Origin of the sequence: Marinobacter sp. bablab_jr003 (assembly GCF_016464245.1) — a bacterium.
GTDB lineage: Bacteria > Pseudomonadota > Gammaproteobacteria > Pseudomonadales > Oleiphilaceae > Marinobacter > Marinobacter vinifirmus.
Map to the genome: position 1 here is coordinate 247142 of NZ_JADARC010000119.1, position 15756 is coordinate 262897.

Annotated in this window: 14 protein-coding genes; 7 read left to right on the forward strand and 7 right to left on the reverse strand. The window is 61.0% G+C overall.

Annotation, left to right across the window (positions count from 1 at the left end):
* Positions 1-5: 5 nt before the first annotated feature.
* The 4 genes from H3Z84_RS13385 to H3Z84_RS13400 all read right to left on the reverse strand — a co-directional run bounded on the left by H3Z84_RS13385 (position 6) and on the right by H3Z84_RS13400 (position 3627).
* Positions 6-674, reverse strand: coding sequence for a TVP38/TMEM64 family protein (locus H3Z84_RS13385; protein ID WP_199457785.1), 669 nt, complete (start codon positions 672-674; stop codon positions 6-8).
* Position 675: 1 nt separating this feature from the next.
* Positions 676-1443 carry a glycosyltransferase family 2 protein gene (locus tag H3Z84_RS13390; protein WP_199457786.1) on the reverse strand — a complete coding sequence of 256 codons (768 nt, stop codon included), beginning with the start codon at positions 1441-1443 and terminating at the stop codon, positions 676-678.
* Positions 1444-1525: 82 nt separating this feature from the next.
* Positions 1526-2947: an ATP-binding protein gene (locus H3Z84_RS13395; protein WP_199457787.1), complete on the reverse strand. Its 1422-nt coding sequence runs from the start codon at positions 2945-2947 to the stop codon at positions 1526-1528.
* Positions 2938-3627 (reverse strand): response regulator transcription factor, encoded by a 690-nt coding sequence (locus tag H3Z84_RS13400; RefSeq protein WP_199457788.1) that lies wholly within the window; start codon positions 3625-3627, stop codon positions 2938-2940. Before H3Z84_RS13400 ends, H3Z84_RS13395 begins: the two co-directional genes overlap by 10 nt.
* A gap of 273 nt (positions 3628-3900) precedes the next feature.
* Between H3Z84_RS13400 and H3Z84_RS13405 the strand changes: the two genes are divergently transcribed.
* The 7 genes from H3Z84_RS13405 to H3Z84_RS13435 all read left to right on the forward strand — a co-directional run bounded on the left by H3Z84_RS13405 (position 3901) and on the right by H3Z84_RS13435 (position 11557).
* The gene (locus tag H3Z84_RS13405; RefSeq protein WP_228285852.1) at positions 3901-4500 is read left to right on the forward strand and encodes a thermostable hemolysin; all 600 of its coding nucleotides are present in this window, start codon (positions 3901-3903) and stop codon (positions 4498-4500) included.
* Complete coding sequence (locus H3Z84_RS13410) at positions 4484-6676, forward strand: AMP-binding protein (RefSeq protein ID WP_199457790.1); 2193 nt, start codon at positions 4484-4486, stop codon at positions 6674-6676. The genes H3Z84_RS13405 and H3Z84_RS13410 overlap by 17 nt, the downstream gene beginning before the upstream one ends.
* The gene (locus tag H3Z84_RS13415) at positions 6663-7445 is read left to right on the forward strand and encodes an SDR family oxidoreductase (protein ID WP_022990577.1); all 783 of its coding nucleotides are present in this window, start codon (positions 6663-6665) and stop codon (positions 7443-7445) included. Before H3Z84_RS13410 ends, H3Z84_RS13415 begins: the two co-directional genes overlap by 14 nt.
* The gene (locus tag H3Z84_RS13420; protein ID WP_199457791.1) at positions 7442-8062 is read left to right on the forward strand and encodes a tetratricopeptide repeat protein; all 621 of its coding nucleotides are present in this window, start codon (positions 7442-7444) and stop codon (positions 8060-8062) included. Before H3Z84_RS13415 ends, H3Z84_RS13420 begins: the two co-directional genes overlap by 4 nt.
* Before the next feature lie 155 nt (positions 8063-8217).
* Complete coding sequence (locus H3Z84_RS13425; protein ID WP_199457792.1) at positions 8218-9084, forward strand: MBL fold metallo-hydrolase; 867 nt, start codon at positions 8218-8220, stop codon at positions 9082-9084.
* A gap of 7 nt (positions 9085-9091) precedes the next feature.
* Positions 9092-10813 carry a SulP family inorganic anion transporter gene (locus H3Z84_RS13430; RefSeq protein ID WP_199457793.1) on the forward strand — a complete coding sequence of 574 codons (1722 nt, stop codon included), beginning with the start codon at positions 9092-9094 and terminating at the stop codon, positions 10811-10813.
* An 84-nt stretch (positions 10814-10897) separates the two neighbouring features.
* Positions 10898-11557, forward strand: a complete 660-nt coding sequence (locus H3Z84_RS13435; RefSeq protein WP_199457794.1) for an energy-coupling factor ABC transporter permease — start codon at positions 10898-10900, stop codon at positions 11555-11557.
* Here the strand turns inward: H3Z84_RS13435 and H3Z84_RS13440 are convergent.
* The 3 genes from H3Z84_RS13440 to H3Z84_RS13450 all read right to left on the reverse strand — a co-directional run bounded on the left by H3Z84_RS13440 (position 11554) and on the right by H3Z84_RS13450 (position 15707).
* Positions 11554-13656 carry a GGDEF and EAL domain-containing protein gene (locus tag H3Z84_RS13440; protein ID WP_199457795.1) on the reverse strand — a complete coding sequence of 701 codons (2103 nt, stop codon included), beginning with the start codon at positions 13654-13656 and terminating at the stop codon, positions 11554-11556. The genes H3Z84_RS13435 and H3Z84_RS13440 overlap by 4 nt on opposite strands.
* A 250-nt stretch (positions 13657-13906) precedes the next feature.
* Positions 13907-14440: a response regulator transcription factor gene (locus H3Z84_RS13445; protein WP_022990583.1), complete on the reverse strand. Its 534-nt coding sequence runs from the start codon at positions 14438-14440 to the stop codon at positions 13907-13909.
* Positions 14433-15707: a sensor histidine kinase gene (locus tag H3Z84_RS13450; RefSeq protein WP_199457796.1), complete on the reverse strand. Its 1275-nt coding sequence runs from the start codon at positions 15705-15707 to the stop codon at positions 14433-14435. The genes H3Z84_RS13445 and H3Z84_RS13450 overlap by 8 nt, the downstream gene beginning before the upstream one ends.
* Between the last annotated feature and the right edge of the window lie 49 nt (positions 15708-15756).

Here is a 15756-nt window from a genome sequence, read left to right on the forward strand (position 1 = left end):
GCAACTCAGGAGGGGTCAGATACGGAATCAGCAAGGGCCTGATTGCGCTGGTTGTGATACAGGTAAGCGCCAATGGCACTTGCCAGGGCGAACAGAACCGCGCTTACCAGAAACTGGTTGAGATGGGCCTGGCCAATACCCGCGCCGGCCATTGCAAAGATCACCATCTGGGGCAGGTAGCCAAGAACGCTGCCCAGTAAAAACGGGGCAAATCGTATGCCGGAACACCCGGCGAGGAGATTGGTGACAAGGTTGCTGCCCACAGGCAGCAAACGGATCATGAGGATTTTCAGCAGGGTGCCTTCAGTGAACAGGCTGTCGAAGCGCTGCATGCGAAGATCAAATCGGTTCAGGAGCGGTGCCCGCAGCAGCCACCGGGCGGCATAAAAACAGCCAGTCGCACCGAGTGCGGTGGCAAGGGTCGATATGACGGTACCCTCAACGCTGCCGGTGGCGAATCCAAGGACAAAGGCGAGTGCTTGCCGGGGGCCGCCAAATCCGGTGAATAGGGCGCTCAGCAGGATGATTGCGGCGAATCCGGGCCACCCATGACGTTGCAGGAAGCCCGCGATACTCACCTGGTCGGTGATGAGATCGAGCCAGTGCCCTTCGATGGCGAAATAGCCGGTAAGAACCAGACTGATAAGGGCCAGCCAGCGGAAAGCTCTGGTCATATCAAGCCTGATCCGTGATCGGTTGTTCGTTACCGCTCTCTGCCACGCCGGCAATCCGGGGCACCCGTGTGCGACGAAGCAGCCACATGACCCCGATCATATCGATGATCCCGGCCCAGGCGCGGTTCCAGGCGTTGTATTTCGATACCCCGGCGGTGCGTGGCCGATGGTTCACTTCAACAATGGCAATTACCCCTCCCATCCCCTTCACCAGTGCGGGGATGAAGCGGTGGGCGTGGTCGAACCAGGGCAGTTTAAGGAACGTGGCACGAGGGATCAGTTTCAGGCCGCAGCCGGTGTCTGGTACGCCGTCATGGAGAAACGCATTACGAACGCGGTTAGCAAGCCGTGACTGAAAGCGCTTCCATGACGTGTCCTTACGGTTGCAACGGTAACCGGCAATACAGAAATCTTGTTGATTCAGAGTGCTGGCTTTCTGCAGCAATGCCGGGATATCGGCAGGATCGTTCTGGCCGTCACCATCCATGGTAGCGATCAATTGGCCTCTGGCCTGACGTATGCCCGTGGCCAGGGCCCCACTCTGTCCTATGCTCTGGTCATGCCGGATTGTTGTCAGGTTGCCGCCGAGAGCTGTGGCTGTGCGCCTGGCTGTGTCCAGCGTCCGGTCGCTGCTGCCGTCATCAACGAGTACCACTTCAAATCCGGGATAATCGCGCATGACGGTGAAGGTCTCGGTCAACAGCGCAGCGATGTTATCCTGCTCATCTTTCGCGGGTATCACCAGCGACAGGGTTGGTTGATGTGGCATCTGTAAGCTCCCCCAAAAATGATCCAGGGGTCAGGCCCTCTGGTACGGGGATCAATTATCAGCTTCCAACCTTAATCGAACCTTAATGCCGGCTGTGCTCGCATCGGTATTTGATAGGCAGCCAGACCCGGACGCACAGGCCCGAACAACCATCCGGCCGATCCGACAGGATCAGGTGGCCGCCGTGCAGCTCGGCAATCCGGCGTGCGATGGCAAGCCCCAGTCCGGCACCACCACCCTGGCGTTGATCCAGCCGGACAAAGCGACTGAGGGCGCGCTCCCGTTCTCCAGCGTCAATGCCCGGCCCCTGATCACAGACCGAAATGCTGTAGCCATCGCCCTCAGCGATCAGGTGAGTGGTGATGACGGTGTTCCGGGGGCTGTACTGTATGGCGTTGGCGAGCAGGGAGCGCATCAGGGTATTGATCAGTGCACTATGGCACTGAACCATTGCCTGATGGGTATTATCTTCAAGAACGGGTTCAATCTGTTTCTTCAGGGCCAGGGGGGCAACGTCGGCAACACTCTGTTCAAGGATGGCCGAAAGGTTGGTCTGGGTCGGCGCGAAGTCAATGCCGGAGTCCACCCGGTTGAGCAGTAGCATCTGCTCGACCAGGTGCACCATGCGATCAACGGATTGGATCAGATCCTGAGACAATTCCGGATGTTCCGTACAGGCCCGTTCCAGGTTAAGGCGCAGGGCTGCAAGGGGGGTGCGCAATTCGTGAGCCGCATCGGCGGAAAACCGCCGTTCCCGTTCAAGGGCCAGGTCCAGGCGTCTGAGTAGCGCGTTTACCGCCTGTACCAGGCCGGCGACTTCCTTGGGCGCCTGCCGGTCGTCGAGCGGGTGAATCCGCTCCGGCGCCATATGTCGGATGGGTTTCTCCAGCCGGGCCAGGGGGCGGAATCCGACCTGAACGGCGACGATCACCGCAACGACTAACAGCGGCAACGCCAGGATCAATGGCAGTACGTTCCCAAGTGCCAGTTCCTGGCTGAGCTCGCCGCGGATGTCTTCCCGTTGGGCGGTTCGTATCCAGAACCCGGTTTCCGGATCCTGCAGGGTAAAGGTGCGCCAGCGATGGCCGCGGGATTCGGCCCAGGAATAGCCAGGTGCGAGCCCCAGGTTGTCATCCGAGTTCAGGGTGTCCAGCAGAGGCTCCCTTTCAGGGGTCCATACTTCGAAGGCCAGTTTCTTCTCATATTTGTGGCCAACCCCGCCGGGCAGGATCTCGCCTTCGTCGGCCTCAAGGTCAATCTCCGCTGCGGGATCAAGCGGCAGGGTCAGGGTCTCGCTCAGGGTTGCCGGTAACTGCTCAAGGGCCTGGGTATCCACCAGGTGACGAACCAGTCCCTGTACGATTCGTGTGCTTTGGGCAAGCTCGGCATCGAACAGCTCCTCCAGTTCATGACTACTCTCGATATAGCTCCAAACGGAGGCGAGCAGTGCGATCAGCAGCACCGTCGAGGTAACCAGAAGGGTCAAAGTACGCGTCAGGGACATACCGAAGTTCCGGTAGCGGCTTCAGGGTCCAGAACATAGCCGACGCCCCGAATGGTTCGGATGACGGGTTTGCCAACCCGGCGGCGCAGGTGATGAATGTGTACCTCCAGTGCGTTGCTTTCGGCACCGGAATCCCAGCCGTAGAGTTGCTCTTCCAGGCGCCGGCGGGTGGCAACCTGGCCAGGATGTCGCATCAGGTAGTGAAGAATCTGGAATTCGCTGCGAGGCAGTATGGAGGTCTCGCCACCTGCCACAAGCTGACCGGTATCGGTATTCAGCTTTAGTTGCCCTACCTGAAGCTCGGCATCGCCGTTGGTGGGAACCCCGCGCCGGGTTATTGCACGCATCCGGGCTTTCAGTTCGGCCATGGCGAAAGGTTTGGTGAGGTAGTCGTCTGCCCCGGCATCAAGGCCAAGGAGCTTTTCATCCAGTTCAGTGCGGGCTGTCAGAATGATTACAGGGGTGTGGTTTCCAGCCTGCCTTGCGCCCCGGAGAACATCAAGGCCATCGAGCCGGGGTAAGGTCAGGTCAAGAATCACCAGGTCAAAGTGGTCTTGCTTCAGCGCCGTCAAAGCCTGCTGGCCATCGTCGAGCCAGTCGACCGTATGCTGGTCCCGCCGGAGCATGTCCAGCATTGTGCGGGCAAGTGGATGGTCGTCTTCTACCAACAGTATGCGCATTGGCGGTTCCTGCTATATGTGATCTTGGCGAGTGTGCCACAGAAAGCTTAACGCGGGCTTAAGAAATCTCCGACAGCGCCTTAAGGATGGGTTAAGACTCCCCTCCTAATCTGGCAGCCGTAACCAGAGGGCCGGCCTGGCCCTGGCTGTTGGAGAAACCTGATGACTGATCCGTTGACTATTTCTGCCTATTGTCCGCCGGATGCTCCAGATGTTGTGCCATCGCTTCGCTGTGCCGGCCGGTGGTTTAGCGAAATCCTTCCCGGTACAACAATGGCCGAGAGTGTTACCGCCTTCATTCGGCGCCGCTTTCAGCAGGCCTATGGTGCGGAACCAAACCTGCGTATTCCGTCCCTTCTCGCGTTAACCACAGCCCAGGGCAGTCTGTTGGCCGCAGTAGGTGTGCGAAATGCCGGCGTCGACAAGCTGTTTCTGGAGGATTACCTGTCGGTACCGGTTCAGTCGCTGATGCCAGAACCCGCCACCGAACGCAGCCGGATTGCCGAAATTGCCCACCTGGCCGGGGTGGAAGCCGGCGTCAGCCGCTATCTGTTTGCCTCTCTTTCGGTGTGGCTGGATGCCGCCGGCTACGATTGGGTGGTGTGTACCGGTACCGATCAGTTGCGTAACAGCTTTCATCGGCTGGGCATTGCCACCCGGGTGCTGGCGGATGCCGACCCTTCGAAGCTACCGGATGGCGGTGCCGGCTGGGGCGGCTACTACGACCATCATCCGGTGGTGATGACGATTCGGGTGGCCGATGGCATGTCGGCGTTGCGCGAGGCTGGCTTGCTGAAGCTGGTGCAGCCGGTGGCTGCCGCCGAAGCCGGACGTCAGCCGGATCTGGGAGGTGCCTATGGCCGCCTTGCCTGATCTGTTGCTCCGGCGCGTACAGCAGCATCCGGATCACATCGCCCTGCGCGGGCCGGATGCCGGGCTCAGTTACCAGGATTTGTGGCGCGCAGCCGGAGCAGTGGCTGATCAGTTGCGAAATCTGGGTGTTAAACGCATCGGGCTGTGTGGCGTCAACACCCCGGCCTGGGTGGTGGCGGACCTTGCCTGCCTGATGGCAGAGGTGGTGTGTGTGCCGGTGCCGGTGTTTTTCTCCAAAAGCCAGACCGAGCACCTGATTCAGCGGGCAGGGCTGGATGCCCTGCTGTTCAGTGCCGAGGCCGAACAGGCGGAGGCGATTGGCCAGGGTGTCTGGCTGCGGCACCTGCCGGTGTCTCCGGGGGCGGCCTGGATGCCGGAACACACCGCCAAGATTACCTTCACCTCCGGCAGCACCGGTACCCCCAAGGGCGTGTGCCTGTCGGCGCAGCAGATGGCTGCGACCGCTTGTGCACTGCAACAGCGGCTTGAAGGTGTGACGTTACAGCAACACCTGTGCATCCTGCCGCTGGCGACCCTGCTGGAGAACATTGCCGGGGTATACCTGCCCCTGCTGATGGGTGCCACGGTGACGGTTGCCCCGCTGCAAACCCTGGGCATGACTGGCAGCAGCGGCCTGGAACTGGGTCAGCTGGTGGCCGGCCTGAATCAGCACCAGCCCCATTCGGTGATTCTGGTGCCGGAGCTGGCCATGGCGCTGGTCAATGCCGCCGAGCAGGGTTCGCTGGCCACGGATTCGTTTCGTTTCCTGGCCGTTGGTGGTGGCCGGGTTTCACCGGATTTGCTGGCCCGTGGCCGGGCGATGAATTTGCCCCTGTATGAAGGTTATGGCTTGTCTGAGTGTGGCTCGGTGGTGGCCCTGAATGTACCGGGCGTGGAGCGGGAGGGCACTGTGGGCCGGCCGCTTTCGCATGTACAGGTTCAGGTGGATGGCAATCGGCGGATTCTGGTGCGGGGCAACACCCATCTGGGTTATCTGGGCGACGAGCCCGAAGATGATGGCTGGCTGGACACCGGAGACCTTGGGGCGATCAGCCCGGAGGGCTTCCTGGCTGTTAACGGCCGCGCCAAGAACCTGATCATTACCAGTTTTGGTCGCAACATCAGCCCGGAATGGCTGGAGAGCGAGTTGGTACAGGCCGTGGGCGCCGCCCAGGCCGTGGTGTTTGGTGATGGCGAACCACAGCCCAGCGCCTTGCTGGTGGTTCGGGATGGTCGTGGCCCTGACAAGCTGCGGGCAGCCCTGACGGCACTCAATGCCGGCTTGCCCGACTACGCCCGCTTGCAGGCCGTGTACATCCGCCGGCAACCCCTGACCCAGGCCGAAGGCCATATCACCGCCAACGGCCGCCCGGTGCGGCATCAGATTCAGGCTGACCTGCCCATGCTCATGGCTGAAGCCTTTCCCCTTTTTATGAATCTTTCTGTGCCTGCGGGCACGTCTCCCCAACAGACAACGCCAGGAGTCTCCAACATGGCATTTTTTGACCGACTGCAATCCGAAACCGAACAGGCCCGGGCCCATGTCACCGGAGCCCCGGTGATTCAGGCCATCCAGGAGGGTCGCTTTGACCTTGAAGGCTACACCTGGTTTCTGACCCAGGCCTACCACCACGTGAAACACACGGTACCGCTGATGATGGCCTGCGGTGGCCGGCTGCCCGAGCGGCTGGAGATTGTACGCAAGGCGCTGGTGGAATACATCGAGGAAGAATACGGCCACCACGAGTGGATCCTGAACGACCTGGAAGCCTGTGGTGAAGACAAGGAAGACATTCGCCATGGCCAGCCGGATACCTCCATCGAGCTGATGGTGGCTTACCTGTACGACCGCATCCAGCGCGGTAACCCGGCCGCCTTTTTCGGCATGGTTCAGGTACTGGAAGGCACCTCCATTGAACTGGCCACGCCCCTGGGTGAAGCCATTCAGAAGCAGCTGGGCCTGCCTGACCAGGCCTTCAGCTATCTGTATTCTCACGGCGCGCTGGACCAGGAGCACTTCGAGTTCTTCCGCAACCTGATGGACAGCATTACAGATCCGGACGACCAGCAGGTCATCATCGAGTCGGCCCGCATGGTGTACCGCCTGTACGGCGACATGCTGCACAGCATTCCGCTGCCGGCCAGTAACAAGGAGCAGCGCCATGAGGCTGCATGACCGAACCTTTCTGCTGCTGGGCGGCACTGGCGGCATTGGCCAGGCCCTGATCAGCCCCCTGGTGGAAAGTGGTGCCCGGGTGATTGTGGCGACCCGCCATCCCGAGCGGCTGGAAAAGCGCGCAGGCGTTTCCCCGGTGCACCTGGAGCTGGCCAGCCTGGAACTGGACCGGCAACTGCAACAGCTGACCGAGGTGTATCCGGATATTGATGGCGTGATCCACTGCGCCGGCCAGAACCGCTTTGCGGCGCTGGAGGGCATGGCGGTCAGCGACCTGGACGCCCAGCTCATGGTCAACCTGCGTTCCGCCATGCTGGTCGCCCGGCATTTTGTCCCGCGGTTCCGTAAAGCGGGGATGGGCGGCCTGGTGTTTGTGGGTTCCACCTTCGGCAGTATCGGGTTCCCGGGCTACACCGCTTACTGTGCCAGCAAATTCGGCCTGCGCGGCTTTACCGAAGCCCTGCGCCGGGAGCTGGCGGATACCCCGGTGCAGGTGGTGTACGTGGCCCCCAGGGCGACCGCCACGGCCATGAACCCGGAGCCGGTGAACGAGTTGAACCGGGCGCTGGGCAATGCCATGGACGCTCCGGAAACCGTGGCGGCCCAGATTCTTCAGGCCATGGAAAAGGATGAGCGCCGGCGCTTCCTGGGCTGGCCGGAAAAACTGTTTGTGGTGATCAACGGCATCCTGCCGAAGATGGTGGATAAAGCCATGTTGAAACAACTGCCGGTCATCCGGCGCTTTCTGGATTCAGGAGCAATGTCATGAAGTGGATGATGATGGTATTGGCCGCGTTGCTGGCCATGCCGGCGTGGGCCCAGGATGTACCAACCGAACTGGCGCAGATCCAGCAACGCTGGGCTGAAATCCAGTATCAGACACCCGAACAGGAAAAAGAAAAGGCATTCGAGGAACTGGCCACCGAGGCCAAGGCCTTTGTTGAGCGTTACCCGGGCCGGGCGGAACCGCTGATCTGGCAGGGTATTGTGCTCAGCACCTACGCTGGCGCCAAAGGCGGTCTGGGCGCCCTGGGGCTGGTAAAAGAGGCCAGGGCTTCACTGGAAGCGGCACTGGACATCGATCCGGAAGCGCTGGATGGCTCGGCCTATACGTCTCTGGGTAGTCTATACTACCAGGTCCCGGGTTGGCCGCTGGGGTTCGGGGATGACAGCAAGGCCCGGAGTTACCTGCAAAAAGCCCTGGCGATCAACCCTGATGGCATTGATGCCAATTATTTTTTCGGGGATTTTCTGCTGGATCAGGATGAGCCGGAGCGGGCGCGGGTGTACCTGGAAAAAGTACTGTCGGCGCCAGGCAGGCCGGGTCGTGAGCTGGCAGATGACGGTCGCCGCCGCGAGGCCACACAGCTTCTCGGGCAACGCTGAGCAAACACCCTGCCGGGGGCCGGAACGTGTTCCGGTGCCCGGTGTGATGCATCGAGCTTATCGCCTATATAAGAAAACAGAATTTCACCTTATATATCGTTTCAGTATATCCTTAGATCAAATCATAGATATCGGCGACATCCAAGGTGAATACCATGACTCAGCCTATCGTTCAGCATTTCTTCGACGAACCCACCAATACGTTCAGTTACGTGGTGCGTGATCCGGACAGTCAGGCCTGTGCCATCCTGGATTCGGTGCTGGATTTCGACTACGCCGCCGGCCGCACCGACGTGCGCTCTGTAGACGAGATCATCCAGTACGTTCGAGACAACAACCTGGCGGTTGAGTGGATTCTGGAGACCCATGTGCACGCAGATCACCTGTCTGCAGCACCCTATCTGCACGAACATCTTGGCGGAAAGACGGGAATTGGCGCAAAAATCGTCGATGTTCAGGAAATTTTTGGTAAAGCTTTCAATGCAGGTACCGAGTTTGCCCGCGATGGCAGCCAGTTCGATAAGCTGTTCCAGGAAGGCGACACCTTTACCATCGGCAACCTGCAGGGCCGGGTGCTGCATACCCCGGGCCACACTCCCGCTTGCCTGACCTACGTGATCGACGACGCTGCGTTTGTGGGCGATACCCTGTTCATGCCCGACTACGGCACCGCCCGCTGCGATTTCCCGGGTGGCGATGCGCGCACCCTGTATCAATCGATCCAGAAGGTGCTCACCCTGCCGCCGGAGACTCGTATCTTCCTGTGCCATGACTACAAGGCACCAGGCCGGGATGAGTACCAGCATATGACCACGGTGGCGGAGCAGCGTGAGGCCAATGTGCATGTGCATGAAGGTATCTCCGAAGAGGAGTTTGTGAAAATGCGCACCGAGCGGGATGCCACCCTGGATATGCCGCGGCTGATCCTGCCCTCGGTGCAGGTGAATATGCGGGCCGGCTATATGCCACCGGCAGAGGATAACGGCCAGGTTTACCTGAAAGTTCCGGTTAACCGGTTCTGAGCCGGGTATGAATCTGAAACGCTACTTGCCCATTCTGCAATGGGCGCCGCGCTACAATCGCGATCAGGTCACCAGTGATCTGATCGCGGCTGTGATCGTTACGGTCATGCTGATCCCGCAGTCGTTGGCCTATGCCCTGTTGGCAGGCCTGCCTGCCCATGTCGGGCTCTATGCCAGTATCCTGCCCCTGGTGATCTATGCCGTGTTTGGTACCAGCCGGACATTGTCTGTCGGGCCGGTAGCCGTGGCTTCGTTGATGACCGCGGCCGCTCTGGCGCCACTGGCTGAGGCCGGTACGCCGGAATACCTCGCCGGAGCCGTTCTGCTGGCGGTGATGTCGGGCCTGATGCTGACGGTAATGGGGGTGATGAAGCTTGGCTTTATGGCCAATTTCCTCAGCCACCCGGTAATCTCGGGATTCATTACCGCATCGGGGATTGTGATTGCGGCCAGTCAGCTCAAGCACCTGTTTGGTATCCAGTCGTCCGGGCACAACCTGATCGATATTGTCGGATCGTTGTTCACCGGCCTGGCTGACATCAACCTGCCCACTCTGCTGGTGGGTGGCGGTGCCCTGCTGTTCCTGGTGTGGTCCCGTCGCTACCTGAAGCCGCTGCTGAGCAAGCTGGGCCTGGCGCCCCGTGCCGCGGATATTTTCACCAAGACGGCACCGATTCTGGCAGTGGTGGTGACAACCCTGGTGGCCTGGGCCCTGCGGCTGGATGAACAGGGTGTCCGGCTGGTGGGTGCCGTGCCATCGGGTTTGCCCTCCTTCACCATGCCAAGCCTGGAGCCCTCGGTATGGTCCCAGCTGGCCGTCAGTGCCCTGCTGATCAGTGTGGTGGGCTTTGTGGAATCGGTTTCCGTGGGCCAGACGCTCGCAGCCAAGCGGCGCCAGCGCATTGATCCGGACCAGGAATTGATCGGCCTGGGCACCGCCAACCTGGGTTCCGGTTTCTCCGGAGGTATGCCGGTAACCGGTGGCTTCTCCCGCTCCGTGGTCAACTTTGATGCCGGTGCGGAAACGCCGGCGGCGGGAGCCTATACGGCGGTGGGGATTGCCCTGGCCACCCTGTTCCTGACGCCTGCCATTGCCTGGCTGCCCCAGGCCACGCTGGCAGCGACGATTATCGTGGCGGTGGCTACGCTGATTGACCTGCCGGCGCTGGCTCGCACCTTCCGGTATTCCCGTACCGACTTTGGCGCCATGCTGGCCACCATTGTGCTGACCCTGGTTCACAGCGTGGAGGCAGGCATTATTGCCGGGGTGGCGCTGTCCATCGGGTTGTTCCTGTATCGAACCAGCCGGCCCCACAGTGCCGTGGTAGGGCGGGTGCCGGGCACCGAGCATTTCCGCAACGTGCTGCGCCATGATGTGGAGCTTTGCCCGAAGGTGACGTTCCTGCGTGTGGACGAAAGCCTGTATTTTGCCAATGCCCGGTTCCTTGAGGAAACGGTGATGGACCTGATCACCCGGGAGCCGGAACTGACAGACCTGGTGCTGGTGTGCCCCGCGGTGAACCTGATTGATGCCTCGGCGCTGGAAAGCCTCGAAGCCATCAACGAGCGCCTGCACGATGCCGGCGCAAGGCTGCACCTGTCGGAGGTGAAAGGCCCGGTGATGGACCGGCTCAAGTGCACGGAGTTTCTGGAACACCTGGGCGGTGGCGTGCACCTGAGTACCTATGAGGCCTGGCAGGCGCTCACCAACCGGCCGGCGATCGCATGATCTGAGCGTAGTGATCCCATTGACCGGCGCGGGGGTATGTTGAACACTGCCCCCGTATTTCATGCCAGCAACCGGTGACCGCCGATGGGAATGACCGACAACCTGCTCTCTACTGGCCAGTGGCTGTTTACCGCCCTGTTGTTTGTGCTGGTTCTGATTGCGGCACTTCGGGCCGTGGACTGGCGGGCGTTTCGCAACGACAACACAACCCAGCACACCCTGTTCGGAGCGGCGGTGGTGTTGGGTTTTCTCTGGCAGCTGCGGGCGGGCATCTCGCCGGGGCTCGCGATTCACATTTTCGGAATTACCGTGATTACCCTCATGCTGGGGTGGGCGCTGGCAGTACTTGCCGGCCTGCTGGCGCTGGTGATTACGGTGATTACCGGGCGCGAACCGCTGATGATGTTTGCCGCCAACGGCCTGGTCACGGTAATGGTGCCGGCCCTGGTGAGCCACGGCATCATGCTGTGGGAGCGGCGGCGTAACTTCCGCAATTTCTTCGCTTATATCTTCTTTTGCGGGTTCTTTGGTGCCGGGCTGTCAGTGGCGGCGGCCGGGGTGGTGATGTGTTTGCTGCTCTGGACCAGCGGAGCCTATAGTTTCGACATGCTGGTGCACGAATACCTGCGCTACCTGCCGCTGTTCATGATTCCCGAAGGCTTTATCAACGGAGCCTTTGTGACCGGCCTGATGGTGTTCCATCCCGACCGGTTGAGCACCCTGGACCAGCGCCGGTATCGCTAGCGGGGGGGCTCCGACTGGGCCTTGCAGGAGGCATTCTCCCGCCACATGGCCAGCCAGGGCAGCACCTCGGAAGCCGGCATGGGCCGGGCCACGGCATAGCCTTGCACCAGGTTGCAGCCCATGGCCATGAGCGCTTCGGCCTGGGCCATGGTTTCCACGCCTTCGGCCAGGGTCGGTTTCTCGAAGCGCTGGGCCATGAAAATCACACTTTCCACAATCGCCCGGTCGCTGTCGTCCTGCAGCATGTCGCGGATGAAACTCTGGTCGATCTTGATCATGTTGATCGGCAGGGTGCGCAGGTAAGTCAGGGATGAGAACCCGGTTCCGAAATCATCCAGCGCAACCTGGAGGCCCAGGGTCTGGCACTTTGCCAGTACGTTCTCGGCGCGCTGAATATCTTCCAGGGCGGTGGATTCCAGCACTTCCAGTGTGATCTGTTCCGGATTTACCTCCGGGTGGCTCTGCAGGTAGCTTTCCAGGTAGTGCACAAAGCTCCGGTCCATCAGGTGCGGTGCGCCGATGTTAATGCTCACCGCAAGCTGCTCGCCGGCCTCGTTCCACAGGTTCATCTGGTGGATGGCTTCTTTCAGCACCCAGCTGCCCAGCGGTACTTCCAGGTGGCTGTTCTCTACCGCAGGCAGGAACTCCCCGGGCGTGGTCAGACCCCTGGCCGGGTGGTTCCAGCGGATCAGGGCTTCAAAGCCCACCACCTGGCAGTCTGCCAGCCGCACCTGGGGCTGGAAATACAGTTCGAATTCGTTGTGCTCCAGCGCATTGCCGATTTCCACCAGCTGATTGCGGCGCTGGCGCCGGAAGGCGTCTTCACCGGGGTCGAAAATGTGGAACTGGTTACGGCCTTTTTCCTTGGCCGCGTACATGGCCTGGTCGGCGTGGCGGATCAGGCCTTCGGCGTCGGTGTTGTCGTCCGGATAAATGGCGGCGCCCAGGCTGGCGGTGACCGTAATAAAGGTATCCGCCACCGGGATCGGCTGGCTCACTTCCGACAGCAGTCGCTGATAGACGATTTCCGGGTTGTCGCTCTGAACCAGGATGACAAACTCGTCGCCGCCGATCCGCGCGATGGTGTCGCCCCGTCGCAGACTGTGGGCCAGGCGGTCGGCCACGGTTTTCAGGGCCTTGTCGCCGGCGTCGTGGCCGAATTCGTCGTTGATGGCTTTGAAACCGTCAATGTCCAGGTAACACACCGAGAGCGAACGTTTCTGGCGGTCGGCGTGCTGGCGGGCCGTGCGCAGGCGTTCCACCAGCAACTGCCGGTTGGGCAGGCCGGTGAGTTCATCGTAGTTAGCAGCCCGGTCCAGGTCCCGGGCATGGTTTTTCAGGGCGGTAATGTCGGAAAACGACGCCACGTGAAAATATTGCCCCGGCTCCTCCAGGTGAACCCGGCTGACCGACAACAACTCCACATATTCCTCACCATTCTTGCGCCGGTTCCACAGCTCGCCACGCCAGAAATCGTTTTGCTCGATAGAGCGCCACATGGACTGGTAGTAGGCCTTGGAGTGCCGGCCGGAGCTGAGAATGTTCGGGTTCAGGCCCAGCACTTCTTCCCGGCTGTAGCCGGTGATGCGGGCGAAGGCCGGGTTCACATCCATGATGCGGTTGTGCTTGTCGGTGATCAGGATGGCTTCGTGGCTGCGGTCGAATACGCTGGCGGCAATACGCAGGCCCCGCTCGCCGTGCTTGCGGTCGGAAATATTGGTCTGGATGACGACAAACCCCGGCTCCACGCCCTCTGCTTTGCCGATCGGCATGCTGCAGGTGTGTACCCAATACGGGGTGCCGCTGGCGGTGTAGTGCAGGATGTCTTCTTCGAAGGGTTCGCCGTTGGCGAAGTGCGCCCGGATGCGGGCGACGGTTTCCTTGTCGGTGCCGGTTCCGGGTAACAGGTCAAACGGCTTTTTGCCCCGGATATCGGTCAGGGGGTAACCGGTATGGGCCTCAAACGCGCCGTTTACCCATTCGATGCGGGCCTCGCCATCCAGGATCAGCACCATGTTGCTGGTGGTGGTGGCCACCAGTGCCAGCCGGGCCGGGGAAATATCAGCAGTTGGTGCGATGTGTTCGGGACCTTTGGGCATCTCGGGTAAATCCGGTAATTGGCGGTTGGCTCTCCTCCCTGTGAGTGCGCCGGAAAGTATAGCAATCGCAATCAGTTTAACCGTCCGTAGAGGCCGAGATGGCCGCAGTGACAGTCAGCGGATTATCCATTTATTGCAAAAGTCAGGCGCCGCGCAATCCTAGCGTATACGCGAATTGCGGGCATTACACATTAGTCTGACGGAATTGATGTCCGTCAAAATCGTGTGGATTGAATAGCTTGCGTTGGGGTTATTGGCGCCAGCGGGAGTGTTTTTGCAGCTTCCTTTGCAGGGTGCGGCGGTGCATGTTCAGGGCCCGGGCCGTCGCCGAGATGTTGCCCTCGTGCTCATTCAGCACCCGCTGGATGTGTTCCCATTCCATTTCTTCCACCGAGGGTGGCTCCGGGCGCAATTCAGGCGGGGCTTCCAGCGGTTCAAAGCCACTGATCAGCTGCTGTACGGTCACCGGTTTGCATAGGTAGTTGGCAGCCCCCCGGCGCATGGCCTCCACGGCAGTGGCAATGCTGCCGTAGCCGGTGAGCACCAGTACGTCCAGGTCCGGGTTGGTGTCGAGAAGTTCCGGCAGCAACTGCAGTCCGCTCTCGCCGGCCAGGTTCAGGTCGAGCACGCAGCGGCGGATGTTGTGGGCATCCAGCGCATCCAGGGCGCTGTCGTGGTTGCTGGCGGTGATGGCCTCGATACCCTGCCGGGCCAGGGAGCGGCTCAGCACCTGCAGGAAGGCCTGGTCGTCATCAACAATCAGCCACTGTTCCTGTTCAGACATATTCCGGCTCTCCTGCAGTGGATGTCACGGTCTGCGGCAAATCGATCACCATGGTGGTTCCGGTGTTGCCGGTTCGGGCTTTCAGGTTGCCGCCCAGCCGCTGGATGGTGGCATTAGACAAAAACAGGCCAACTCCCAGACCGTTCCTGGAATCAACAATGTCCTCGCCGGGTGCCCCGGCCAGGGCGGCCTCCAGCCCTTCACCGTGGTCTTCGACCACAATCTCTATGCGGCCGTTATCGGTTTGCCGACTGCTGACTGCTACCCACTGGGGGCTGGCGGTCAGGGCATTGGCCAACAGGTTCAGGGTGGCCTGGTCGAGGGTGGCGTCGACCGCAATGCGGGCATCGGGATGATCCTTTGCCCACTGGATAGGGCCGGACGGCCACAGCAGGGTGGCGGATTCCCGCAACCTGGCCAGCCACTCACCTACTGGCAGGGTTTCCAGTTGGGCGGTCTTGGCTTCTACGGCGGTTTTGGTGAGCTGCTGCAGGTGGCTGCTGCACAGCATCACCTGCTGGCCCATCATGTCCAGGTCTTCTTCCAGCTCCGGGTTGCCCTGGCCGCTGTGGGAACGGATTTCGTCCAGTAGCAAGGTCATGGTGTTCAGTGGCGTGCCGAGCCGGTGTGCAACCGCCGCCGCCGAGAGGCCAAGGGCGATTACCTGCTCATCCCGCAACCGGTTTTCCCGGAACCGGGACAGCTGGCTTTGCTGGTGTCGCAGGCGACGGGCCAGGGTGCCCACCACCAGCAGCAGAATGCCGGCGGTCAGGGCGAAGGTCACCCACATGCCAACAAGGTGTAGCTGGGCGAGGTCGCCACCGTGGTGATCGTGCACCACCGGGGTGTGCCAGATGACCAGGGCGGTGTACACGGCAATGCCGGTGAGCGTTAGCGCAATACTCTGGCGGGCCGGTACCAGGATAATGGCCACGGCAATGGGTAGCAGCAACACCGACACCAGCGGATTGGTATAGCCACCGGTGTAGAACAGCCAAAGACCGATCAGGATCAGGTCCGTGGCCAGGGTCAGGCTGACCGGAACCGAGGATTCGGGCGGTTTGCGGTTGAACCAGAGCCAGCCAAGGGTGGCCAACACGCCGTACAGCAGGCAAACCAGCAGGGCCTCGGCCCGGTGCGCCAGGGTGATGACGGATTCGGCAACGGCAATAGCCACCAGTTGCGTGGTGATGATGGCCAGCCGCATGCCCAGCAGGTAGCGGGCAGCCTGGCGAAAACCGGTCTGAGAGTGAGTGAGCCATTCCATGAGGGCATTCTAGCAGCAAGCGGCTGCGGCGCACCTGAACAACGTGCGA